The organism is Streptomyces sp. NBC_00986, assembly GCF_045162565.1.
Taxonomy (GTDB): Bacteria; Actinomycetota; Actinomycetes; order Streptomycetales; family Streptomycetaceae; genus Streptomyces.
The window spans coordinates 4,575,404-4,592,871 of the sequence record NZ_CP108733.1; the positions used below are offsets into that span (position 1 = coordinate 4,575,404).

Consider the following 17,468-nt stretch of genomic DNA (forward strand, 5'->3'; position numbering starts at 1 on the left):
CGCTACTTGACCGGCAAGTGGTAGGCGATCCGGTACCGGTCGGCCGGGACCACGACGTCGGCCGTCTCCACCGGGCGCCCCGAGGCGTAGTACGTCCGCTGGATGACGAGGACCACATGCCCGGGGACTCCTCCCAGCGCGAGCAACTCCTCGGCGAGACCCGGCCGGGCGCCGACCTCCTCGGTGACGTTGTCGACGACGACGTCGATGGCGCGCATCCGCTCGACGACCCCCATGCCGCCGAGCGGCCCTTCCTCCGGGAGCATCACGGGCGTACGGCCGGTCACCGCGAGGGGCTCCCAGGACGTGGAGAGCATCATCGTCTCGCCGGCGTCCCGGAACACGTACTTCGTGCACATCACGCGCTCACCGGGCTGGAGCGCGAGCCGCTCGGCGATCGTGACGCTCGCCTCGGTCTGCTCGCTGCTGGACTCCCAGGTGCCGCGCGCCTCCCCCTCGGACTGCTCCTGCCGGAACGGGGTCGCGCCGGCCGGCGGCCGGAACCCGGAGCGGGAGACGCGCCGCGGCACGGGGCGCTCGCGCACGTACGTCCCCGACCCGGAGCGGCCCTCGACCAGCCCCTCGGCCATCAGCACCTTGCGCGCCTCCAGCGCGACCGTGTCGGAGACCCCGTACTCCTCGCGGATCCTGGCCTGCGAGGGCAGCCGGGTGTGCGGGGGCAGCTGGCCGTCGACGATCTTCTTGCGGAGATCACCCGCGACGCGCAGATACGCCGGCTGCTCACCGAATGTCACTGGCCGCTCCCATCAGGTTGTACAGACAGCAACAGCCTGGCAACCGTGGGTTGTGCCATGCAAGCAAAGGCCAGAGAATCACTCGATGTGATGACTTATCCCCGGTGTGGGCTTTACCCAGGCACTTTCTCCCCGCTATAGGAGCCGTCACACCTCCATGCCGCCGGCGCCTCCCCCGCCGTCCCCGCCGCCGTCGTTCTGGTCGTACGTCGGAGGGGTCGTTGCGAGCCCCAGAGCTTCGCGGGCGGTGACCGACTTCTGGGGGTCGATCAGGTCGGCGCCCTTGTCGTAGTGCGCGTAGAACTCGTCGGCGTCGGAGGCCTTCGCCGCCTTCGCCCACTCCTTCTGCGCCGCCCGCAGATCCTTGACCAGGGCCGCGACGGGCTTGGCGGAACCGCCGGGCCACTCATGGCTCTCCAGCAGATCGGCCTGCTGGGTCAGGGCAGTTGAGACCCGGCCGGCCCAGGCCTTGTGCCCCGGCAGGTCGTCCTCGACGTACTGCGCGTCGGGGGCCGTGTCCAGCGCCGAGTTGAGGACGTGGGCCGCCTTCAGGTACGCGACCTGGTCGGAGTCGAGGGTCGTGGCGTCGTTGCGCAGCGAACCCCCGGGCAGGCTCGCCTCCTCGTCGGTGTTGCCGAACACGCAGGTGATCTCGCGGTCGCCCAGGCTCCAGCTCTGCGAGGTCGGGGTGACGTAGTAGATGTCCACGTCGTCGGGCACGGCCCAGCCGTCCATGGCGTAGGCGTCCTGGAGCGCGTAGCACTTGTCGTCGGCGGTGGCGGTGACCTTCTTGTCCCCGGGGTACGCGCCGCCGCCCATCCGCACGACGGCGAACACCTCCCCGTCGTGCTCGCCGTCGCAGGACACCACGTCGAAGTCGTACGTCATGCCCTCCAGCGAACCGCTGGGCGCGTCGAAGCACTCGCCCTTCACGGGAGAGGCGCTCGAGTTGTCCCGCGCGCTGTCCTTGACCTCGTCCCAGAAACCGGTCGCCGCACCCGTCGCCCCGAGCACCCACACCATCAGCCCGAACGCCGACAGCACCATCCCGGCCGCCGCCATGCTCCGCCCGCGCTCGCCCCGCTTCTTGATCTGGTTCAGCGAGATCAGCCCGAGGACGACCCCGACCCCCGGTATGCAGCACAGGATGCCGAGCACGAGGGCGGCGACGGACATGCCGTTGAGGGGCGCGGGGGTGTTGTACGGGGTGTAGCCCTGGGCCCAGGTCTGGTAGGGCTGCGGGCCGTAAGGGCTGGGGCTCGGGGGACCCGGAGGGGTCTGCGGACCTTGGGGGTACGGGGCGTAAGGGCTCTGCGGCTGTGTGCCGTAAGGGGGTTGGGGCTGCGCGCCGTAGGGGGTGTACGGGTCCTGCGCGGGCGGGGCGTACGGGTCCTGTGACGGTGGTGCGTACGGGTCCTGTGACGGTGGTGCGTACGGGTTGTACGGGGTGGATGCCTGCGGGGAGGGAGCCTGGGCCGGGGGCTGGTCCTGGGGGCTCTCGGGGCCCTGGGTGGGCGGACCTTGGGACTCCGGGGGCGGAGGTATGGACACGGGTACCGTGCTCCTGGTTCAGGCGGGGATCTCCGGAAGGAGAGCTGGAGATCTTCAGATGCGGAACTGACGTACGACTTGGCGCATGGTAAGCGTGAGATCAGTGGGGGCGGAATGCGGGTTGCGCGGGGGACCGTACGGGCGGTGAACGCGCTTACGGCGCGGTGGGCCGGGGTCGCCGACGGGGGCACGGTGTTCTCGGCGGCCGGGGTGTGGCCGCTGCCGGCCCTGCTGGCGGACGGTGCCGGGGGTGCGGCGCGGGCGGAGCTGGCGGACGCGGTGGGGCTGCCGGCGGACCGATCGGCCGCCGCGGCACGGGAGTTGCTGGGTGGGCTGGCGGCGATGCGAGGCGTGGACTCGGCGCTCGGGCTGTGGACGAAGCGGACGCTGGAGCTGCGGGAGGCGTGGGCGGCGGGGCTGCCGGCCGAGGCGCACGGAGTACTCACGGGCGATCTCGACGCCGACGGCGCGGCCCTGGACGCGTGGGCGGCGAAGCGCACCGGCGGGCTGATCGAGCGGATGCCGGTGGCGCTGACCGACGACACCGAACTGGTCCTGGCGAGCGCGCTGGCCCTGCGCACGGAGTGGCTGCGGCCGTTCGACGAGGTGCCGATGGAGAGCGCGTACTGGAGCGACCGGGTCCCGCTCGGCCTGTTCCGCAGCACGGCCCTCCTGGACCGGATCGGCGTGGCCGACACACCGGACGGTCACGTCACCCGGCTGAAGGTGCTGGGCAATGCGGCGGTCGACGTCCATCTCCTGCTCGGGGAGGAGGGGATGACGTCCGGGCAGGTGCTCGGCGCGGGCGTGGGCATCCTGGACGGGCGTCATCCCGTAGTACCCGGGGACCGACTCCCCTACGGGGAACCGGGACCGGGCCTGAGCGTGGCGAAGGAACGCTGCACGAGCCCACAGCCACCCTCGCTCGACGTGACGACGGTGGCGTACGACATGAGTGCGCACCATGATCTCCTGCGCCTGCACCGCCTGTTCGGGCTCACGACGGCGCGGGACTCCAGGGTGGGTCACTTCCCCGGGATCAGCGAGTTCCCGCTGGCCATCGGGTCGGCGGAACAGTCCACGATGGCGAGATTCGGCGCACGCGGCTTCCGCGCGGCGGCGGTGACGGCCTTCGCCGCCATCCCCGGCGGTGCCGCGCCCGCCCTGCGCTACGTGACCACCACCATCACCGCCCGCTTCGACCGCCCCTTCGCCTTCCTCGCCCTGCACCGCCACACGGGGTTGGTACTGGCGGCGGGCTGGGTCACGGAACCGGAGTCCTACCCCGGGCAGGACCAGGGGGACTGGGGCTGAGCGTCGGATGCCGGGCGGGCGACGATAGCCTTCCCGTGCGCGATCTTGCGCTACGGCACTCACGGGGGCGGAATTGGGAGCGGTTCAGGGCGCGCTGGTCGGGGGCACGGCGGTCGGGGGGACGGTCGACGCGGTCAACCGGCTGACGGCGCGTTGGGCGGACGCGGTGACCGGTGGCTCGGTCTTCTCGGCGGCCGGGGTGTGGCCGCTGCTCGCGTTCCTCGCCGACGGGGCGTCGGGCGCCGCGCGGGCGGAGCTGGCGGACGCGGTGGGGATGCCCGCCGACCAAGCGGCCGCCGCCGCACGGGAGTTGCTGGGCGCGATGGGGTCGATACCCGGGCTGAACTCCGCGCTCGGCCTGTGGACCCGGCGCGAACTCGCCGTCCGGGAGGAGTGGCGGGCGGGGCTGGCGGCGGGCACGCACGGTGTGCTCACCGAGGATCTCCCGGCCTCGCAGCGGGCGTTGGACGCGTGGGCGGCCGAACGGACGGGCGGGCTGATCGAGCGGATGCCGGTCACCTTGGACGAGGGCGTGCTGATGGTCCTGGCGAGCGCGCTCGCGCTCCGTACCGAATGGCCGCGCCCCTTCGGCGGGTTGAGGCTCAGCCCGGACGCCGGTCCCTGGCAGGGACGGCAGTTGGCGGGCCTGCACCGCACCGGCGTCCGCCTCGACCGGGTCGGCGTGGTGAGCGGCCCGCACGGTTACGTCACCGAGCTGAAGGTCCCCGGCGGCGACGGGATCGACGTCCACCTGCTGCTCGGCGAACAGCGCATGACGCCAGGCCAGGTGCTGGGCACGGGAGTTGACGTGCTGGCCCGCCGGCTCCCCGTGGTCCCGAGCGGCCAACTCCCGTACGGCGACGTGGGACCGGGCCTGCGCGTCGAGCAACAGCGGTGCGCCACACCGCAACCGCCGGAGCTGTCCATCACGACCGTGGCGTACGACCTGCGGGCGCGGCACGATCTCCTGGACCTGCACGGCCTGTTCGGGCTCACGACGGCGATGGACACCGGCGCCGGCCACTTCCCCGGCATCAGCCCGACCCCGCTGGCCATCGGCCAGGCCGAACAGTCCACGCTGGCCCAGTTCGGCGCCCTCGGCTTCCGCGCCGCCGCGGTGACCGCGGTCGCGCCCCTCTACGGCGGCGCCCGGCCCGACCTCCGCCACACGACCACCGTCGTCACGGCCCGCTTCGACCGCCCGTTCGGCTTCCTGGCCGTACACCGGGAGTCCCGCCTGATCCTGACGGCGGGCTGGGTCACGGATCCGACGCCGTACGGGAACGGGTCGAATGCCGTGCGCTGACGCGGCGGTGTGTCCCCATCGGCCGGTGGCCGGCGGCCCAGGGCGAGCACCCGCCCCGCGACCGACCCCGTTCGCCGGAGCCCTCTCGCACCCCACGCGCTGATCCGACGCCGTACCCCCATCGGCCGGTGGACAGCACCCGCCCTTCGACCGCCCCCGTCCGTGGGAACCCCCCGCGCGCCACCCGCCTGTGCCCCGCAGCGCACCCCATCGTCGAACGGTGACCAAGCCGACCCGTCTGCTGTTCCCGCTCCTCGCCGCCGCCCTGCTCCTCCCCCTTCCGCTCCCCCCGGCGTCAGCCGCGCCCCTCCCCCGCCCCCGCGACGACTGCGACGCGCGCGGCTGGGCGCCGTCGGCCACCCGGATCGACCCGACCGACACGTACCACCCCTACGTCGGTAACGGTTACCTCGGCACCCGGGTCCCGCCCGCCGGCGCCGGCTACGCCGCGTCCGGTGAGAAGACCGGCTGGCCGCTCTACACACCGCGCTACGACGGCGCGTTCGTCTCCGGCCTCTATGCGCGGGGCCCCGCGAACACGGCCGGCCGCGAGGCCCTCGCCGCGCTCCCGAACTGGACCGGCCTCGACGTCACGGCGGGCGCCGAGACCTACGGCGGGGAGAACAGCGGCCGGGTCAGTCACTACCGCCAGACTCTCAACCTCCGTTGCGGGTACGTCCGTACGTCCCTCACCTGGACCACCACCGACGACCGCCGCACCGACCTCGTCTACGACGTCCTCGCCGCCCGCGACGCCCCGCACACCGGCGCCGTACACCTGCGCGTGACCCCGCACTGGGACGGCGAACTCACCCTCACCGACCGCCTCGACGGCCGCGGCGCCCGCCGGATCACGCAGACCGACGGCGGACACGTCGGCGAACACACCATCGGGGTTGCGTTCCGCACGGAGGGGACGGGTGTCGACGGTGCCGTCGCGTCTGTGCTGGATGCGCCCGGGAGCCATCAACAGGCCTCCAAACAGGGTGGGTTGAGCGCCAGCCAGTCCACCCACCTCCCCGTCCGCTCCGGCCGTACCTACACCGCCACCAAGTACGTCGGTGTCGATACCGCCCTCACCTCCCACGACCCCCGTTCCGCCGCCCAGGACGCCGCCGGGCTGGCCGCGCGGCGGGGTTGGGGTGCGCTGCTCGCCTCGCACAGTGCCGCCTGGCGGGCGTTGTGGTCGTCGGACATCGAGGTTCCGGGGCATCCGGATCTGCAACTCTGGGCCCGTTCCGCGCAGTACGGGCTGTTGTCCGCGCTGCGGCCGGGCGCCCGGAACAGCATCGCGCCCGCCGGGCTGACCAGCGACAACTACGCCGGCATGGTCTTCTGGGACGCCGAGACCTGGATGTTCCCCGCGCTGCTCGCCACCCACCCCGAGCTCGCCCGCCCGGTCCTCGAATACCGCTACCGCACCCGCACGGCCGCCGCCGAGAACGCCGCGAAGACCGCGGTGAAGGGCCTGTTCTTCCCGTGGACCAGCGCAAGTCACGGGCGGCTGTGGAGCGAGTGCCAGAGCTGGCAGCCGCCGCACTGCGTCACCCAGAACCACCTCCAGGGCGACATCGCCCTCGCCGCCTGGCAGTACTACCTCGCCACCGGCGACCGCACCTGGCTCCGCACCCGCGGCTGGCCCCTCCTCAACGGCCTTGCCCAGTACTGGACTTCGAGGGCGACCAAGAACACCGACGGCTCGTACTCGGTCAAGGAGGTCGCCGGACCCGACGAGTACAGCAACGGCGTCAACGACGGCGTCTACACCAACGCCGTCGCTTCCACCGCGCTGCGCGCCGCGACCGACGCGGCCCGCGCCCTGGGCACCGACGCCCCCGCCGACTGGCTCACCGTCGCGAACGGCCTGCGCATCCCCTACGACCCGAAGCGCAAGATCTTCCTCCAGTACGACGGCTACAACGGCTCCCAGATCAAGCAGGCCGACACCGTGCTGCTGGTCTATCCGCTGGAGTGGCCCATGCCGGCCGGTGCCGCGGCCGCCACCCTCGACTACTACGCCCAGCGCACCGACCCGGACGGCCCCGCCATGACCGACGCCGTCCACGCGATCGACGCGGCGGCGATCGGCGAACCGGGCTGTGCCGCGTACACCTTCCTGCGGCGGGCCTACCAGCCCTTCGCGCGCGGCCCGTTCGCCCTCTTCTCCGAGTCGCGCGGCGACAAGGCGGGCGCGTCCGACCCCCTCGCGGGCTCCCCCGCGCAGGACTTCCTCACCGGCAAGGGCGGCTTCCTCCAGGTCTTCACCCACGGCCTCACCGGCCTGCGCCTGCGCCCCGACGCCCTCCACCTCGACCCGACCCTGCCGCCCCAACTCCCGGACGGCGTACGCCTGTCGGGGCTGCGCTGGCGGGATCGTACGTACGACATCGCGATCGGGGCGAAGACGACGACGGTACGGCTGCGGTCGGGCGCGCCCTTCTCGCTGGACACCCCCGAGGGGCGCCGCACTCTCGCCGGCACGGTCACTCTCAGGACCCGGCGTCCGGACCTCACCCCCACCACCGACCTGGCCCGCTGCCGCCCGGCGACGGCGACCTCCTCGACCTCCGGCCTCTACCCGGAGGCGGCCGTGGACGGCAGCCCCGCGACCGCCTGGTCGCCGGACGCCGACCGCGCCTCCCTCACCGTCGACCTGGGGCGGTCTGCGCGCGTGGGGACGGTTCGGCCCACGTGGACGAAGCAGCCGGGGTCGTACACCGTCGACGTCTCGACCGACCGCCATACCTGGCACAAGCCCGACGGGACACCCGCCCGGTACGTCCGCGTCACCGTGCGGAGTGGCGGCAAGGGCGCCGCTCTCGCCGAGCTCGACGTGCGCTCGTGACGGTCCAACTCCCCTGAGGGAACGGTCAGTTGGTGGCCTCCGCCGCCAGTCGCTGCTGTTCCTCCTCCACGATCCGGCGGGCCAGCGTGGCGTCGGAGATGTCGATCGCGTCCGGGGTGGCGTCCGCCAGGGCGCTGCGCCGGGCGAAGGCGTCGAAGAGGCGGTCCTTGTTCTTGAGGATGGTCAGGAGCCGGTCGTCCACGCTGTCCGTGGCGAGCATGCGGTGCACCTGGACCGTGCGTATCTGGCCCATGCGGTGGACGCGGGCCACGGCCTGGTGCTCCACCGTCGGCTTGACCTGGGGTTCGCAGAGGATGACCAGGGAGGCGGCCTGGAGGTTGAGGCCGACCCCGCCCGCCTCGATCTGGGAGAGCAGGACGGCGTGGCCGGGGGCCTGGGTGAAGTCGTCGACGAGTTGCTGTCGGCGGGCCGCCGGGACGCTTCCGGAGATGGGCCCGAACACCCCCTTCTCCAGGGCCTGTTCCACCGCGGCGAGGACATCCCGGAAGTACGAGAAGACCACCACCTTCACGCCGTTGTCCGCGGCCTCGGCGACCAGCTCGCGCAGGCGTTGCAGCTTCGCGGACTTCTCGGTGTCGGCGTAGGCGGCCCGGCGCATCGCCATGAAGTTGCCGTCGCCGACCGCGCGGGCGTACGCCTCACGGTCGGCGACGCCGAGCTCGACCCACTCGTCGACCTGGACCAGGGCGGGCAGCTCGGTGAGCACGTCCTCCTGGTTGCGGCGCAGATAGGCGGGGGCGACGGACTTGCGGAAGGCGTGCGGTCCGGCCGCCGCGGTGCCGTTGCGGACGGTCGGCAGGAGGTCGGGGCGGAGATGGCGGACGAGGGTGCGGAACTCCTCGACGCGGTTCTCCATGGGCGTGCCGGTGAGGAACAGGACGCGGTCGCAGCGCTCGGTCCACAGGGCGACCGACTTGGTGCGGCGGGTGTCCGGGTTCTTCACGTAGTGGGCCTCGTCCACGACGAGCATGCCCGGGGTGGGGCCGGGAGGGGCGTCAGCCTTCGCCCGTTTCCCCTTCGGTGACGTGTCGGCCGGCGTTGGCAAGGTGTGCAGCGTGTCGAAGGTCGTGATCGCGACCCCGCCGCGCTCACCCCACTCCGCGTAGGCCTCGTGCCGGTCCGGGCCGTGCACCGGCAGCGCGCGCAGGGTGCTGCGGGCGCCGATCTCGCGGGTCCAGTTGATCAGCACGCTGGCCGGGCAGACCACCAGGAAGTGACTCTGCCCCTCGGCCGCGAGATGGGCGAGCGCCGCGATGGCCTGGACGGTCTTGCCGAGTCCCATCTCATCCCCGAGGACGACCCGGCGCTGGGCAAGGGCGAAGCGGGCGCCGAAGGACTGGTATCCGCGCAGGGAGACCCGGCGGTGGGTGTCGTCGAGCGGCTGGGCGTGCACGCGCTCGGCCAGCTCCGCCGGCAGGAAGCCCTCGCTCGCCGCGAGGTCCGGCTGCTGTCCGTCGACCTCGGCGAGCTGGCTGTAGTACTCGGCGGAACGCAGCTCGAAGTCGACCCACGCCTCGATGTCGGAGACCGGCGGGCGCAACAGGTCGGTGGAGGCCTGGGCGATCAGCAGCCGTACGTCCTTGGCGGCCGAGTCGGCGACCAGTTCGTGGAGTTCGGCGACCGCGGCGAGCGCGCTCTCCCGCCGCTTGCGCCCGGCGAGCGCCATCAGCAGCCTGCTGCTGGCGGGCCGGGCCACGGGCAGCAGGGCGCCGAGCCGCTCGTCGAGCCGGTTCGCGGCGTCCAGGGCGCGGCGCAGCTCGGGCCCTGCCTCGACGAGCCGTTGCAGCGCGATGACCAGGGCGGTGGTGCGGGGTTCGGGGTGGTCGACGTCGATGCGGACGGACACGGTCTCCGCGACGGCCCGCGCGATCTGCCGGGCGGCGGCGAGGGCCCGGTCGGCGGTCTGCTGTCCTACGCCGGGCAGTTGCCGCAGCTCGTACCGGCTCGCCTCGTGCACCGCGCGCACGGAGGTCAGCCCCGCCGCCTCCACGGCCCCGAGCCGCAACCGCCCCTCGGTGACGTCCTTCAGCCGGGCGACCGGGATGGACTCCAGCTCCTGCGCGACGAGTTCGGCCCGCAGCGGCTCCAGTGCGGAGCGGACGGTGCCGAGGGCGCGGGTGTGGTCCTCACGCAGGGCGCGCGCCACGTCGTAGAGCCGCGTGCCCCGTGCGCACAGCTCCCTGGCCCGCCGTCCGGCCCGCGGAAACTCGCCCTCCATGTCACCCCCGCTCCCCATACGTCTCGCTGTGCACCCATCGTGGCACGCGGCACTGACAACGGGAGCGGGCCCGGCTTCTCAGCCCTTCCTCACGCCTTCCTCACGCGTCGAACCCCGTCGCCCGGGTCCGTTTCTCCCACGCCGCGATGTCACCGCGTACCTGCTCCAGGTGCCCGAGCACGGCGTCGACCGCGTCGTCACCCAGCGGCAGGTGCAGCGGGGTGTCCTCGGCGTCGAGGGCGGCGAGAATGAGGGCCGCCGCCTTCTCGGGGTCGCCGGCCTGGGCGCCGTCACCGCCGGAGACGAAGCCGCGGGTCTCGCTCACCTTGGCGTACACCCCGCTGTCGGCGCTGACCCCGGCCCGGCTCGTGTCGAAGAGGGCGGTGCGGAAGGCGCCCGGCTCGACGATCAGCACCTTGATGCCGTACTCGGCGACCTCGTCCGCGAGCCCTTCGGAGAGCCCCTCCAGGGCGAACTTCGTTCCGCTGTACGCCGAGAAGCCCGCGAAGGACATCTGCCCGCCCATGCTGCTCATCTGCACGACCGCCCCGGACCGCCGTTCCCGCATGAACGGCAGCACCGCGCGCGTGAGGGCCGCGGGCCCGAAGACATGCAGGTCGAACAGGTCCCGCAGCTCCTGCTCGGTGGTCTCCTCGAAGGCCCCGACGTGCGTACGGCCCGCGTTGTTGACGAGCACGTCGATCCGCCCGTGCCGCGCCACCACGTCCCGTACGGCCGCCTCCGCCGCCCCCGTGTCGGTGACGTCCAGGCGCAGCGCCTCCATCTGGTCGGGACGCGCGGCGACGAGATCGTCCAGCCCCTCGGTCCGCCGGGCCGCACCGACCACCACGTCACCGGCCGCCAGCGCCGCCTCGACGATCGCCCGCCCGAACCCGCTGCTCGCACCGGTGACCAGCCACACCTTGTTCATGACGTCTCCCTTGAGATCCCCTGTTGCCCAACTGCCGACCAGCCTGCGCCCGCCCCCACTCCCCGGTCCAAGACCTACGCTGATAACCCATGGCTATGACGACGGACGTCCACGTACGGGACCTGCGCTACTTCGTCGCGGTCGCCGAGGAGCTCCACTTCACACGCGCGGCCGAGAGGCTGTACGTCTCGCAGCCCGCCCTGAGCAAGCAGATCCGGGCGCTGGAACGGCAGTTGGGCGCCGAACTGTTCCGGCGCGACCGGCAGGGCGTGGCGCTCACGGCCGCCGGTGCGGCCCTACTGCCGTACGCCGAGCGGGTGTTGGCGGTCTGGGCGGAGGGCGCGTCCGCGCTGGCGGAGGTGAGCGCGGCCGGGCGCAGCACCCTGGTGGTCGGCATGAGCACCAGCCCCGGCCGGGGTGGCCTGCTGCCCGCGATCCGCTCCCGGTTCACGGCCACGCGTCCGGAGGGCACCGTACGGCTGCGGCAGGTGAGTTGGGACGATCCGACGGCGGGTCTCGCGGACGGCGACGCGGATGTCGCGTTCGTCTGGCTGCCGCTGCCCGACGCGGAGCGCTACGACTGGACGGTCGTGGCGGAGGAACCCCGCCTGGTCGCGCTCCCGGAGAGCCATCCGCTGGCCGCTCGCGCCGAGGTCGACTTCGCGGACCTCGCCGACGAGCCGTTCCTCGCCCTGCCGACCGACTCGGGTCCCCTGCGCGACCATTGGCTCGCCCTCGACGAGCGGGGTGGCCAACTCCCGCGTATCGGCGCGGAGATCGCGAGCACGGAGGAGACGTACGAGGCGCTGGTCGCCGGTCTGGGCATCTGCCTGGTGGCCACGGGCAACGCGCACCTGATCACCCTCGGCGGTGTCATCACCCGCCCGGTGCACGGGATTTCGCCGAGCCGTTATGCCCTCGCGTGGCGGCGGGAGGACGGTGTACGGCCGCTGGTCCGGGCGTACGCGGAGGCGTGTCGTCTGGTGGCGGGGCGCTGATCGAACGCGTCTGCGACACGGTTACGATGAGCCGTTTTCGGGGGTTGGGATTCAGGGTTCGGGGCCCGGAGGGGAACCATGTCCACAGGGGGAAGCATGTCCGTACGAGGGGCAAGACGCACGCCGGTCGCATCGCTCGCGTTCGTCGGAGTGGCCGCGCTCGCGGGGCCGTTGCTCGTGCCCGCCGCGTCCGCGCAGGCGGCGTCGGGCTCGCTGACCGTGACCACGCTGGGGCGGCACGGCGCCAAGGTCGCGACGACGATCACCGTCGTCAACGCGTCGTCGGGTGAGACACGTACCGTCAAGTCGGGCAAGCGGCTCAGCCTGCCGGCGGGCAGGTACCTCGCGATGACCGACATCTACGAGAGCGCCACCGACGGTCTGGGCACCGACACGATCGGCGCGCAGGTGGTGACGGTGTCGGGGGCCAAGTCCGTGACGCTGGACGCCCGTAAGGGCAAGGCCGTGGAGGTGTCGCTGGACACCCCGGCCGATGTGACGGAGCCGGCCCGGATCAGCGCGCAGGTGTGCGCCGCCGGTACCGGCATGCCCTCCGCCTTCAGCGCGGGCGGCTGGAACTACGCCGGGTCCCTCTACGCCATCCCCAACTCCTCCAAGCTGCTGCAGTTCGGATACCTGGCGCAGTGGTCGGGGAACGACAGCTATGTCGCGGTGAAGAACACGACCGGCATCCCGGCCGCGCCCGGCGGGTCGTTCAAGCGGTCGAAGCTGGCGACGATGCGGTTCTCCGTGCGCGGCGGAACGCAGATGGCGAACCAGCACGACGTCGCGCTCCAGGCCACGCCCAAGACCGACAACTGCACGACCGACCTGATGGCGCAGGTACGTGACGACAACGCGCCCTACAGCGCCACCACCCATGTGACGCCCGGGAGTTGGCAGTCGCGCGACGACATCTTCGCGAGCAACGGTGACGACATCGGCGGCGGCTTCCCGGCGGTGCGGACGCTGGCGGCGGGGCAGAGTTTCACCCAGTCCTTCGGGCGGGCCGTGTGGAGTCCGATGCACTATCTGCCGACGGTCTGGCAGAAGTCGGTGAACTTCGTCCCGGACGCGCTGATCGGCGACCCCGACGTGGGCACGAGCGGCGCCGACCCGACGAAGGAGACGGTGGTCCTGTCCAAGGGGAGCGCCACCGTCAAGAAGCAGACCCTGACCAACTGGGGTGACGGCGACGCCGACTTCGCCGCCCGCATCCACTCGGCCGGCACCTACCGGCTGACCGTGGACGCCCACCGCTACCGCCCGGGCATCACCTTCCCGGCCGGCATGCTGTCCTCACGCGTCACCCTGGACTGGCGGTTCAAGGCCGACCCGGCCAAGTCGGTGGTCGCCCCCGTCTTCATGACCCGCTTCCTGCCCGCCGGCCTCGACAGCCGCAACCGGGCCAAGGCGAGCAGCACCACCTCGGTCACCGTCAGCGCGGGCCGCGGATCCCAGGGCCCGGACGTCAAGTTCACCAAGTCGACGGTCAAGTCCCTGAAGGTCTGGGCGTCTTCGGACGGTGGCAAGACCTGGAAGGCCGCTACGGTCACCCGCTCCGGTTCCTCCTGGAAGGCGTCCGTGCACAACCCGGCCTCCGGCGCGGTCGCCCTGCGCTCCCAGGTGACCGACTCCGCCGGCGGCACGTCAGTGGAGACCGTCTACCGCGCCTACGCCATCGGCTGATCCGCTCCCGTTCCCGTCCCGGCCGCCGGCTCCGCCTCCGTCTGAACAGGGCTGGTCCCCGGCCGGGTTGGACGGTTCGGGCGTGGGTGACGTCGAGGGCTCGGACGGGGTCGTGGGCTCCGGGGTGGTGACGGGATCCGGGGTCTCCTGCACGGGGTTACTCGGCTCCGGCGTCGGCTCGTCGCTCTTCGGAGGCGTGGGAGTAGGTTCCGTCGGCGTCGGTTCCGTCGGTGTGGGATCCGTCGGCGTCGGTTCCGTCGGTGTGGGATCCGTCGGTGTGGGATCCGTCGGTGTGGGGTCCGTCGGTGTGGGGTCCGTCGGTGTGGGGTCCGTCGGCGTCGGTTCCGGCTTCGGTTCGGTGACCACCGGTGGCGTGGGAGTCGGCTCGGGTTCCGGCTTCGTGGTCACCGGTGGAGCAGGAGTCGGAGGCGGGGTCGGAGCCGGAGTCGGTTCAGTGGTCACCGGCGGCGGCTCAACAGGAGCCGTGGGAACCGGAGTCGGCCCATCACCCCCCACCGGTGTCACGCCCGACCCGCCCCCCGTGGCGCCAAGTGCGGCCGGAGGCACGGCACTTATGGACCCGTCCGGCGCAGGGGACGTAGACCCCGTGCTCCTGCCCGGTGCCTTCGAGGGCTTCCCCGAGCGCGGCTCGGACGCCACCGGGGCCTGGGTGACCGGGACTTCGGCCACTGGGCCCTTCGCCACCGGGACTTCGGTGGCGTCGCCGCCGCCGAAGAGGACGACGACCGCGACGGCGCCCGCCACGGCCGTACCGACGGCGGCCGCCATCTGTGTCTTGGAGGCGCCGACCGCCGCGTGCCGTACGCCGTGCAGCAGTCCGGCACCATGGCCACCCGCCGCGGCCGCGGCCGTGGCCGCTCCCGCGGAGCCCGCGCCGAACGCGGCGAGCAGGAACTTGCCCGTGCCGCCGAGCACGAACACCAGCAGGGCCGGTGCGACGAGTGCGGGGAGGCGGTCGTTGGCGCGCATCAGGGCCGCGAGGCGGGCGGCGCAGTCGTCGCACGCGTCGACGTGGCCGAGGAGGCGTTCGGACTGCCGCTCGGTGGCGCCGCCGCGCACGTACGCGGGCATACGGGCCCAGTGGACCTGGCACGCGGGATCGTCCGGGGCGCCGGTCTGCTCGCGCAGGAACGCCTGCCGCATGCCCTCGCGCGCGCGGTGCAGCAGTACGGCCGTCGCGCCCTGCTTGGTGCCGAGTTGGGGGCCGATCGCGGCCAGCGGGAGGCCTTCCGCCTCGGCCAGCCACAGTGCCTTCACCCAGCGCTCGGGCAGTTGCTCAAGTACCCGTACCAGCAGGTCTGTTGAAGACACCTGCTCGGCCGGGTCGCCCCCGTGGACGTGCGCGTGGTTCACATCGGCCCGCTCGTCGGCCTGCGGATCGCGCGGTGTCTCGCGTGCGGCGCTCCCCGCGGCCGTGGCGAGGTGCTTCACGGTCGTCATGAGGTACGCCGGTACGTTGTCGATCTCATGGCCGGCGGACAGCCTGCGCCACACCCTGAAGTGCGCCTCGGCGACGAGGTCTTCGGCGACCCAGGTGTTCCGGGTGAGCGAGCGGGCGTAGGCGACGAGGCGCGGCTGCTGCTCCTCGTAGATCCGGGCGTACTCGGCGGTGGGACCGTCGTTCATGGCAGCAACGCTCCAGTTGCCAAGGGGGGCGGGGAAGATTTGTAAGCCTAGATGCCGAAACTTTCAACTAAAGTTGCAGCGCCACCAGAAGGTGACCCAGATCACATCAACCTTCTTGCGCAACGGCGTAATCAAGCGCCCCTCCGCGCGCTCAAGCAGGGTGAGTCGGCACAACCGGCCGCCGTCCCACCCGAATCGGAGACCGTCCATGCGCCACGTCACCCTGGAACAGCCCACCAGCGCCCGCCTGATCGCCGACGACGACCAGGAGCTGGCCGTCACGGTCACCCTGCGCTACTCCTCCGGCGACCCCTTCGCCGTCCAACTCCTGTTCCCCGCCTGGATATCGCTCGACGGCAAGAAGGTGACGTGGACCTTCGCACGGGCACTCCTGGAGGAGGGGCTCGCCACCCCGGCCGGGATGGGCAACGTGCACATCCGTCCCTACGGCCCCGCCCACACGGCCGTTGAGTTCCACTCGCCGGAGGGCATCGCGATGATCCGCTTCGACACGGTCGCGCTGCACCACTTCCTGCGCCGCACCTACCGGGTGACCGAGCCGGGCCGGGAGGCACTGGAGCCGTCCCTCGACCGGGGCCTCGCCTCGCTGCTCGACGGCGCGTGAGGCCGACGGCCCCGTTCCGGTCCCCTTGCGATTGGCATATTCTGCGAGGCCTCTTGATGTGATCCGGTTCGCCGGTACCCCCGCCCCGCACGAACGGTGCCCGTCTGGAGAAAGCAGCCCCCCATGAGCGAATCGCCGCCCCGGACGCCCCAGTTGTCCACCCGTGCCGTCGTCGTCGGCGGCAGCCTCGCCGGCATGCTCGCCGCCGCAGCGGTGAGGGACTTCGTCGACAGCGTCGAGATCATCGAGACGCACGGCCTGCCCGAAGGGCCCGAGGCACGTCCGGGCGTTCCCCAAGCGGCCCATTTCCACGTCCTGTTGTCCGGTGGGGCCAACGCGATCGAGGAGCTGCTGCCGGGCACGCTCAAGGAGTTGCTGTCCGCGGGCGCCAACCGGGTGCCCATGACCACGAACATGCTGATCTGCTCGCCCGAGGGCTGGTACCGCCGCTGGGAGCGGGACAGCCACTACCTGATCACCGCGAGCCGCGACCTCACGGACTCCGTCGTCCGCAGACAGGTGCTGAAGGACCCGCGCGTCCGCGTGCGCCCGCACACCAAAGTCACGGCTCTGCTGGGGAGTTCGCGCCGCGTCACCGGCGTACGGCTGCGCGCGGCCGACGGCACCGGGAGCGACCTGACCGCGGACCTGGTGATCGACGCCTCCGGACGAGCGTCCCGAACTCCGCAGTGGCTGGGCGAGTTGGGCGTCCCTGGCCCGGCCGAGGACCGCATCGACTCCGGCATCGCGTACGCCAGCCGTATCTACCGCGCCCCGGTGTCCACCCTCAACTGGCCCGTGATCAACCTCCAGGCAGACCCGCGATCGGGCGAACCCGGCCGCACGGGCGGCATCCTCCCGATCGAGGACGGCCGCTGGCACGTCAGCCTGATCGGCACCCCGGGCGCCCAACCCACCCGCGAGGCGGCCGAGTTCGAGCCGTACGCCCGCACCCTGCGCCACCCCGTCGTCGCCGACCTCCTGTCCCACGCCGAGCCCCTCACCGACGTCGCCCTGACCCACAGCACGGTCAACCGCCGTTACTACTACGAACGTCTGAAGTCCTGGCCCGAAGGCCTGGTCGCCCTGGGTGACTCGGTCGCCGCGTTCAACCCGATCTACGGCCACGGCATGTCGGTGGCGGCCCTCGGCGCGGTGGCGCTCCGCGCCCGACTGACGTCCCTCGGCCTCACCGACGGCCTCTCCCGCAAGGCGCAACGGGCCATCGCGAGACCTGTCGAACTCGCTTGGAGTCTCGCCGTGGGCCAGGACATCCACTACGAAACGACGAAGGGCCGGAGCGCGGGCACCCTCGACCGCCTCCTCCAGCGCTATGTCAGCCGACTCTCGCATACGGCCACGGGCTCGTACCGCGTGGCGACCGCGATGACGGAGGTACTGACCCTCCAGTCCCCGGGCACGGCACTGCTCCGGCCAAGTGTGCTTGCGGCGGCGGCGATCGGGCCGCTGCGACCACAACTCGGCGGGCCGACGTTCACGGATGGGGAGCGGGCGTTGCTGGCCGAGGCGGGGATCTCGTTGCCCGGGATCACCGAGTAGCGCGCCGG

Annotated in this window: 12 protein-coding genes; 7 read left to right on the forward strand and 5 right to left on the reverse strand. The window is 72.3% G+C overall.

The annotated features are described in order from the left end of the window. Window positions 1-2 precede the first annotated feature (2 nt). A complete protein-coding gene (locus OG504_RS19715) occupies window positions 3-755 on the reverse strand; it encodes a GntR family transcriptional regulator (RefSeq protein ID WP_405990982.1) in 753 nt (250 codons plus the stop codon). Window positions 756-902: 147 nt separating this feature from the next. After that, window positions 903-2,306, reverse strand: coding sequence for a DUF4190 domain-containing protein (locus OG504_RS19720; protein WP_405990983.1), 1,404 nt, complete (start codon window positions 2,304-2,306; stop codon window positions 903-905). A gap of 114 nt (window positions 2,307-2,420) precedes the next feature. Here OG504_RS19720 and OG504_RS19725 point away from each other — a divergent pair, with 114 nt between their 5' ends. The 3 genes from OG504_RS19725 (at window position 2,421) to OG504_RS19735 (ending at window position 7,771) form a co-directional block, all read left to right on the forward strand. Further along, a complete protein-coding gene (locus OG504_RS19725; RefSeq protein ID WP_405990984.1) occupies window positions 2,421-3,620 on the forward strand; it encodes a serpin family protein in 1,200 nt (399 codons plus the stop codon). Window positions 3,621-3,693: 73 nt separating this feature from the next. After that, window positions 3,694-4,926, forward strand: coding sequence for a serpin family protein (locus OG504_RS19730; RefSeq protein ID WP_405990985.1), 1,233 nt, complete (start codon window positions 3,694-3,696; stop codon window positions 4,924-4,926). Between the two features lie 220 nt (window positions 4,927-5,146). Further along, window positions 5,147-7,771: a discoidin domain-containing protein gene (locus tag OG504_RS19735; RefSeq protein ID WP_405990986.1), complete on the forward strand. Its 2,625-nt coding sequence runs from the start codon at window positions 5,147-5,149 to the stop codon at window positions 7,769-7,771. A gap of 25 nt (window positions 7,772-7,796) precedes the next feature. On the opposite strand, the gene OG504_RS19740 is transcribed toward OG504_RS19735, so the two are convergent. Next, entirely contained in the window at window positions 7,797-10,010 is a 2,214-nt protein-coding gene (locus tag OG504_RS19740; RefSeq protein WP_405990987.1) for a DEAD/DEAH box helicase, read from the reverse strand. A 100-nt stretch (window positions 10,011-10,110) separates the two neighbouring features. Next, window positions 10,111-10,941, reverse strand: coding sequence for an oxidoreductase (locus tag OG504_RS19745; RefSeq protein ID WP_405990988.1), 831 nt, complete (start codon window positions 10,939-10,941; stop codon window positions 10,111-10,113). Between the two features lie 89 nt (window positions 10,942-11,030). Between OG504_RS19745 and OG504_RS19750 the strand changes: the two genes are divergently transcribed. Beyond that, on the forward strand, window positions 11,031-11,939 hold the full coding sequence (locus OG504_RS19750; protein WP_405990989.1) for a LysR family transcriptional regulator: 909 nt from the start codon (window positions 11,031-11,033) through the stop codon (window positions 11,937-11,939). 96 nt (window positions 11,940-12,035) lie between these two features. Then, window positions 12,036-13,628, forward strand: coding sequence for a hypothetical protein (locus OG504_RS19755; RefSeq protein WP_405990990.1), 1,593 nt, complete (start codon window positions 12,036-12,038; stop codon window positions 13,626-13,628). Here the strand turns inward: OG504_RS19755 and OG504_RS19760 are convergent. Next, on the reverse strand, window positions 13,590-15,275 hold the full coding sequence (locus tag OG504_RS19760) for a sigma-70 family RNA polymerase sigma factor (RefSeq protein WP_405990991.1): 1,686 nt from the start codon (window positions 15,273-15,275) through the stop codon (window positions 13,590-13,592). The two genes, OG504_RS19755 and OG504_RS19760, sit on opposite strands and share 39 nt — an antisense overlap. Before the next feature lie 208 nt (window positions 15,276-15,483). Between OG504_RS19760 and OG504_RS19765 the strand changes: the two genes are divergently transcribed. Further along, window positions 15,484-15,900, forward strand: a complete 417-nt coding sequence (locus OG504_RS19765; protein WP_318018619.1) for an SsgA family sporulation/cell division regulator — start codon at window positions 15,484-15,486, stop codon at window positions 15,898-15,900. Window positions 15,901-16,023: 123 nt separating this feature from the next. Next, entirely contained in the window at window positions 16,024-17,460 is a 1,437-nt protein-coding gene (locus OG504_RS19770; RefSeq protein ID WP_405990992.1) for an NAD(P)/FAD-dependent oxidoreductase, read from the forward strand. The last annotated feature ends 8 nt before the right edge of the window (window positions 17,461-17,468 follow it).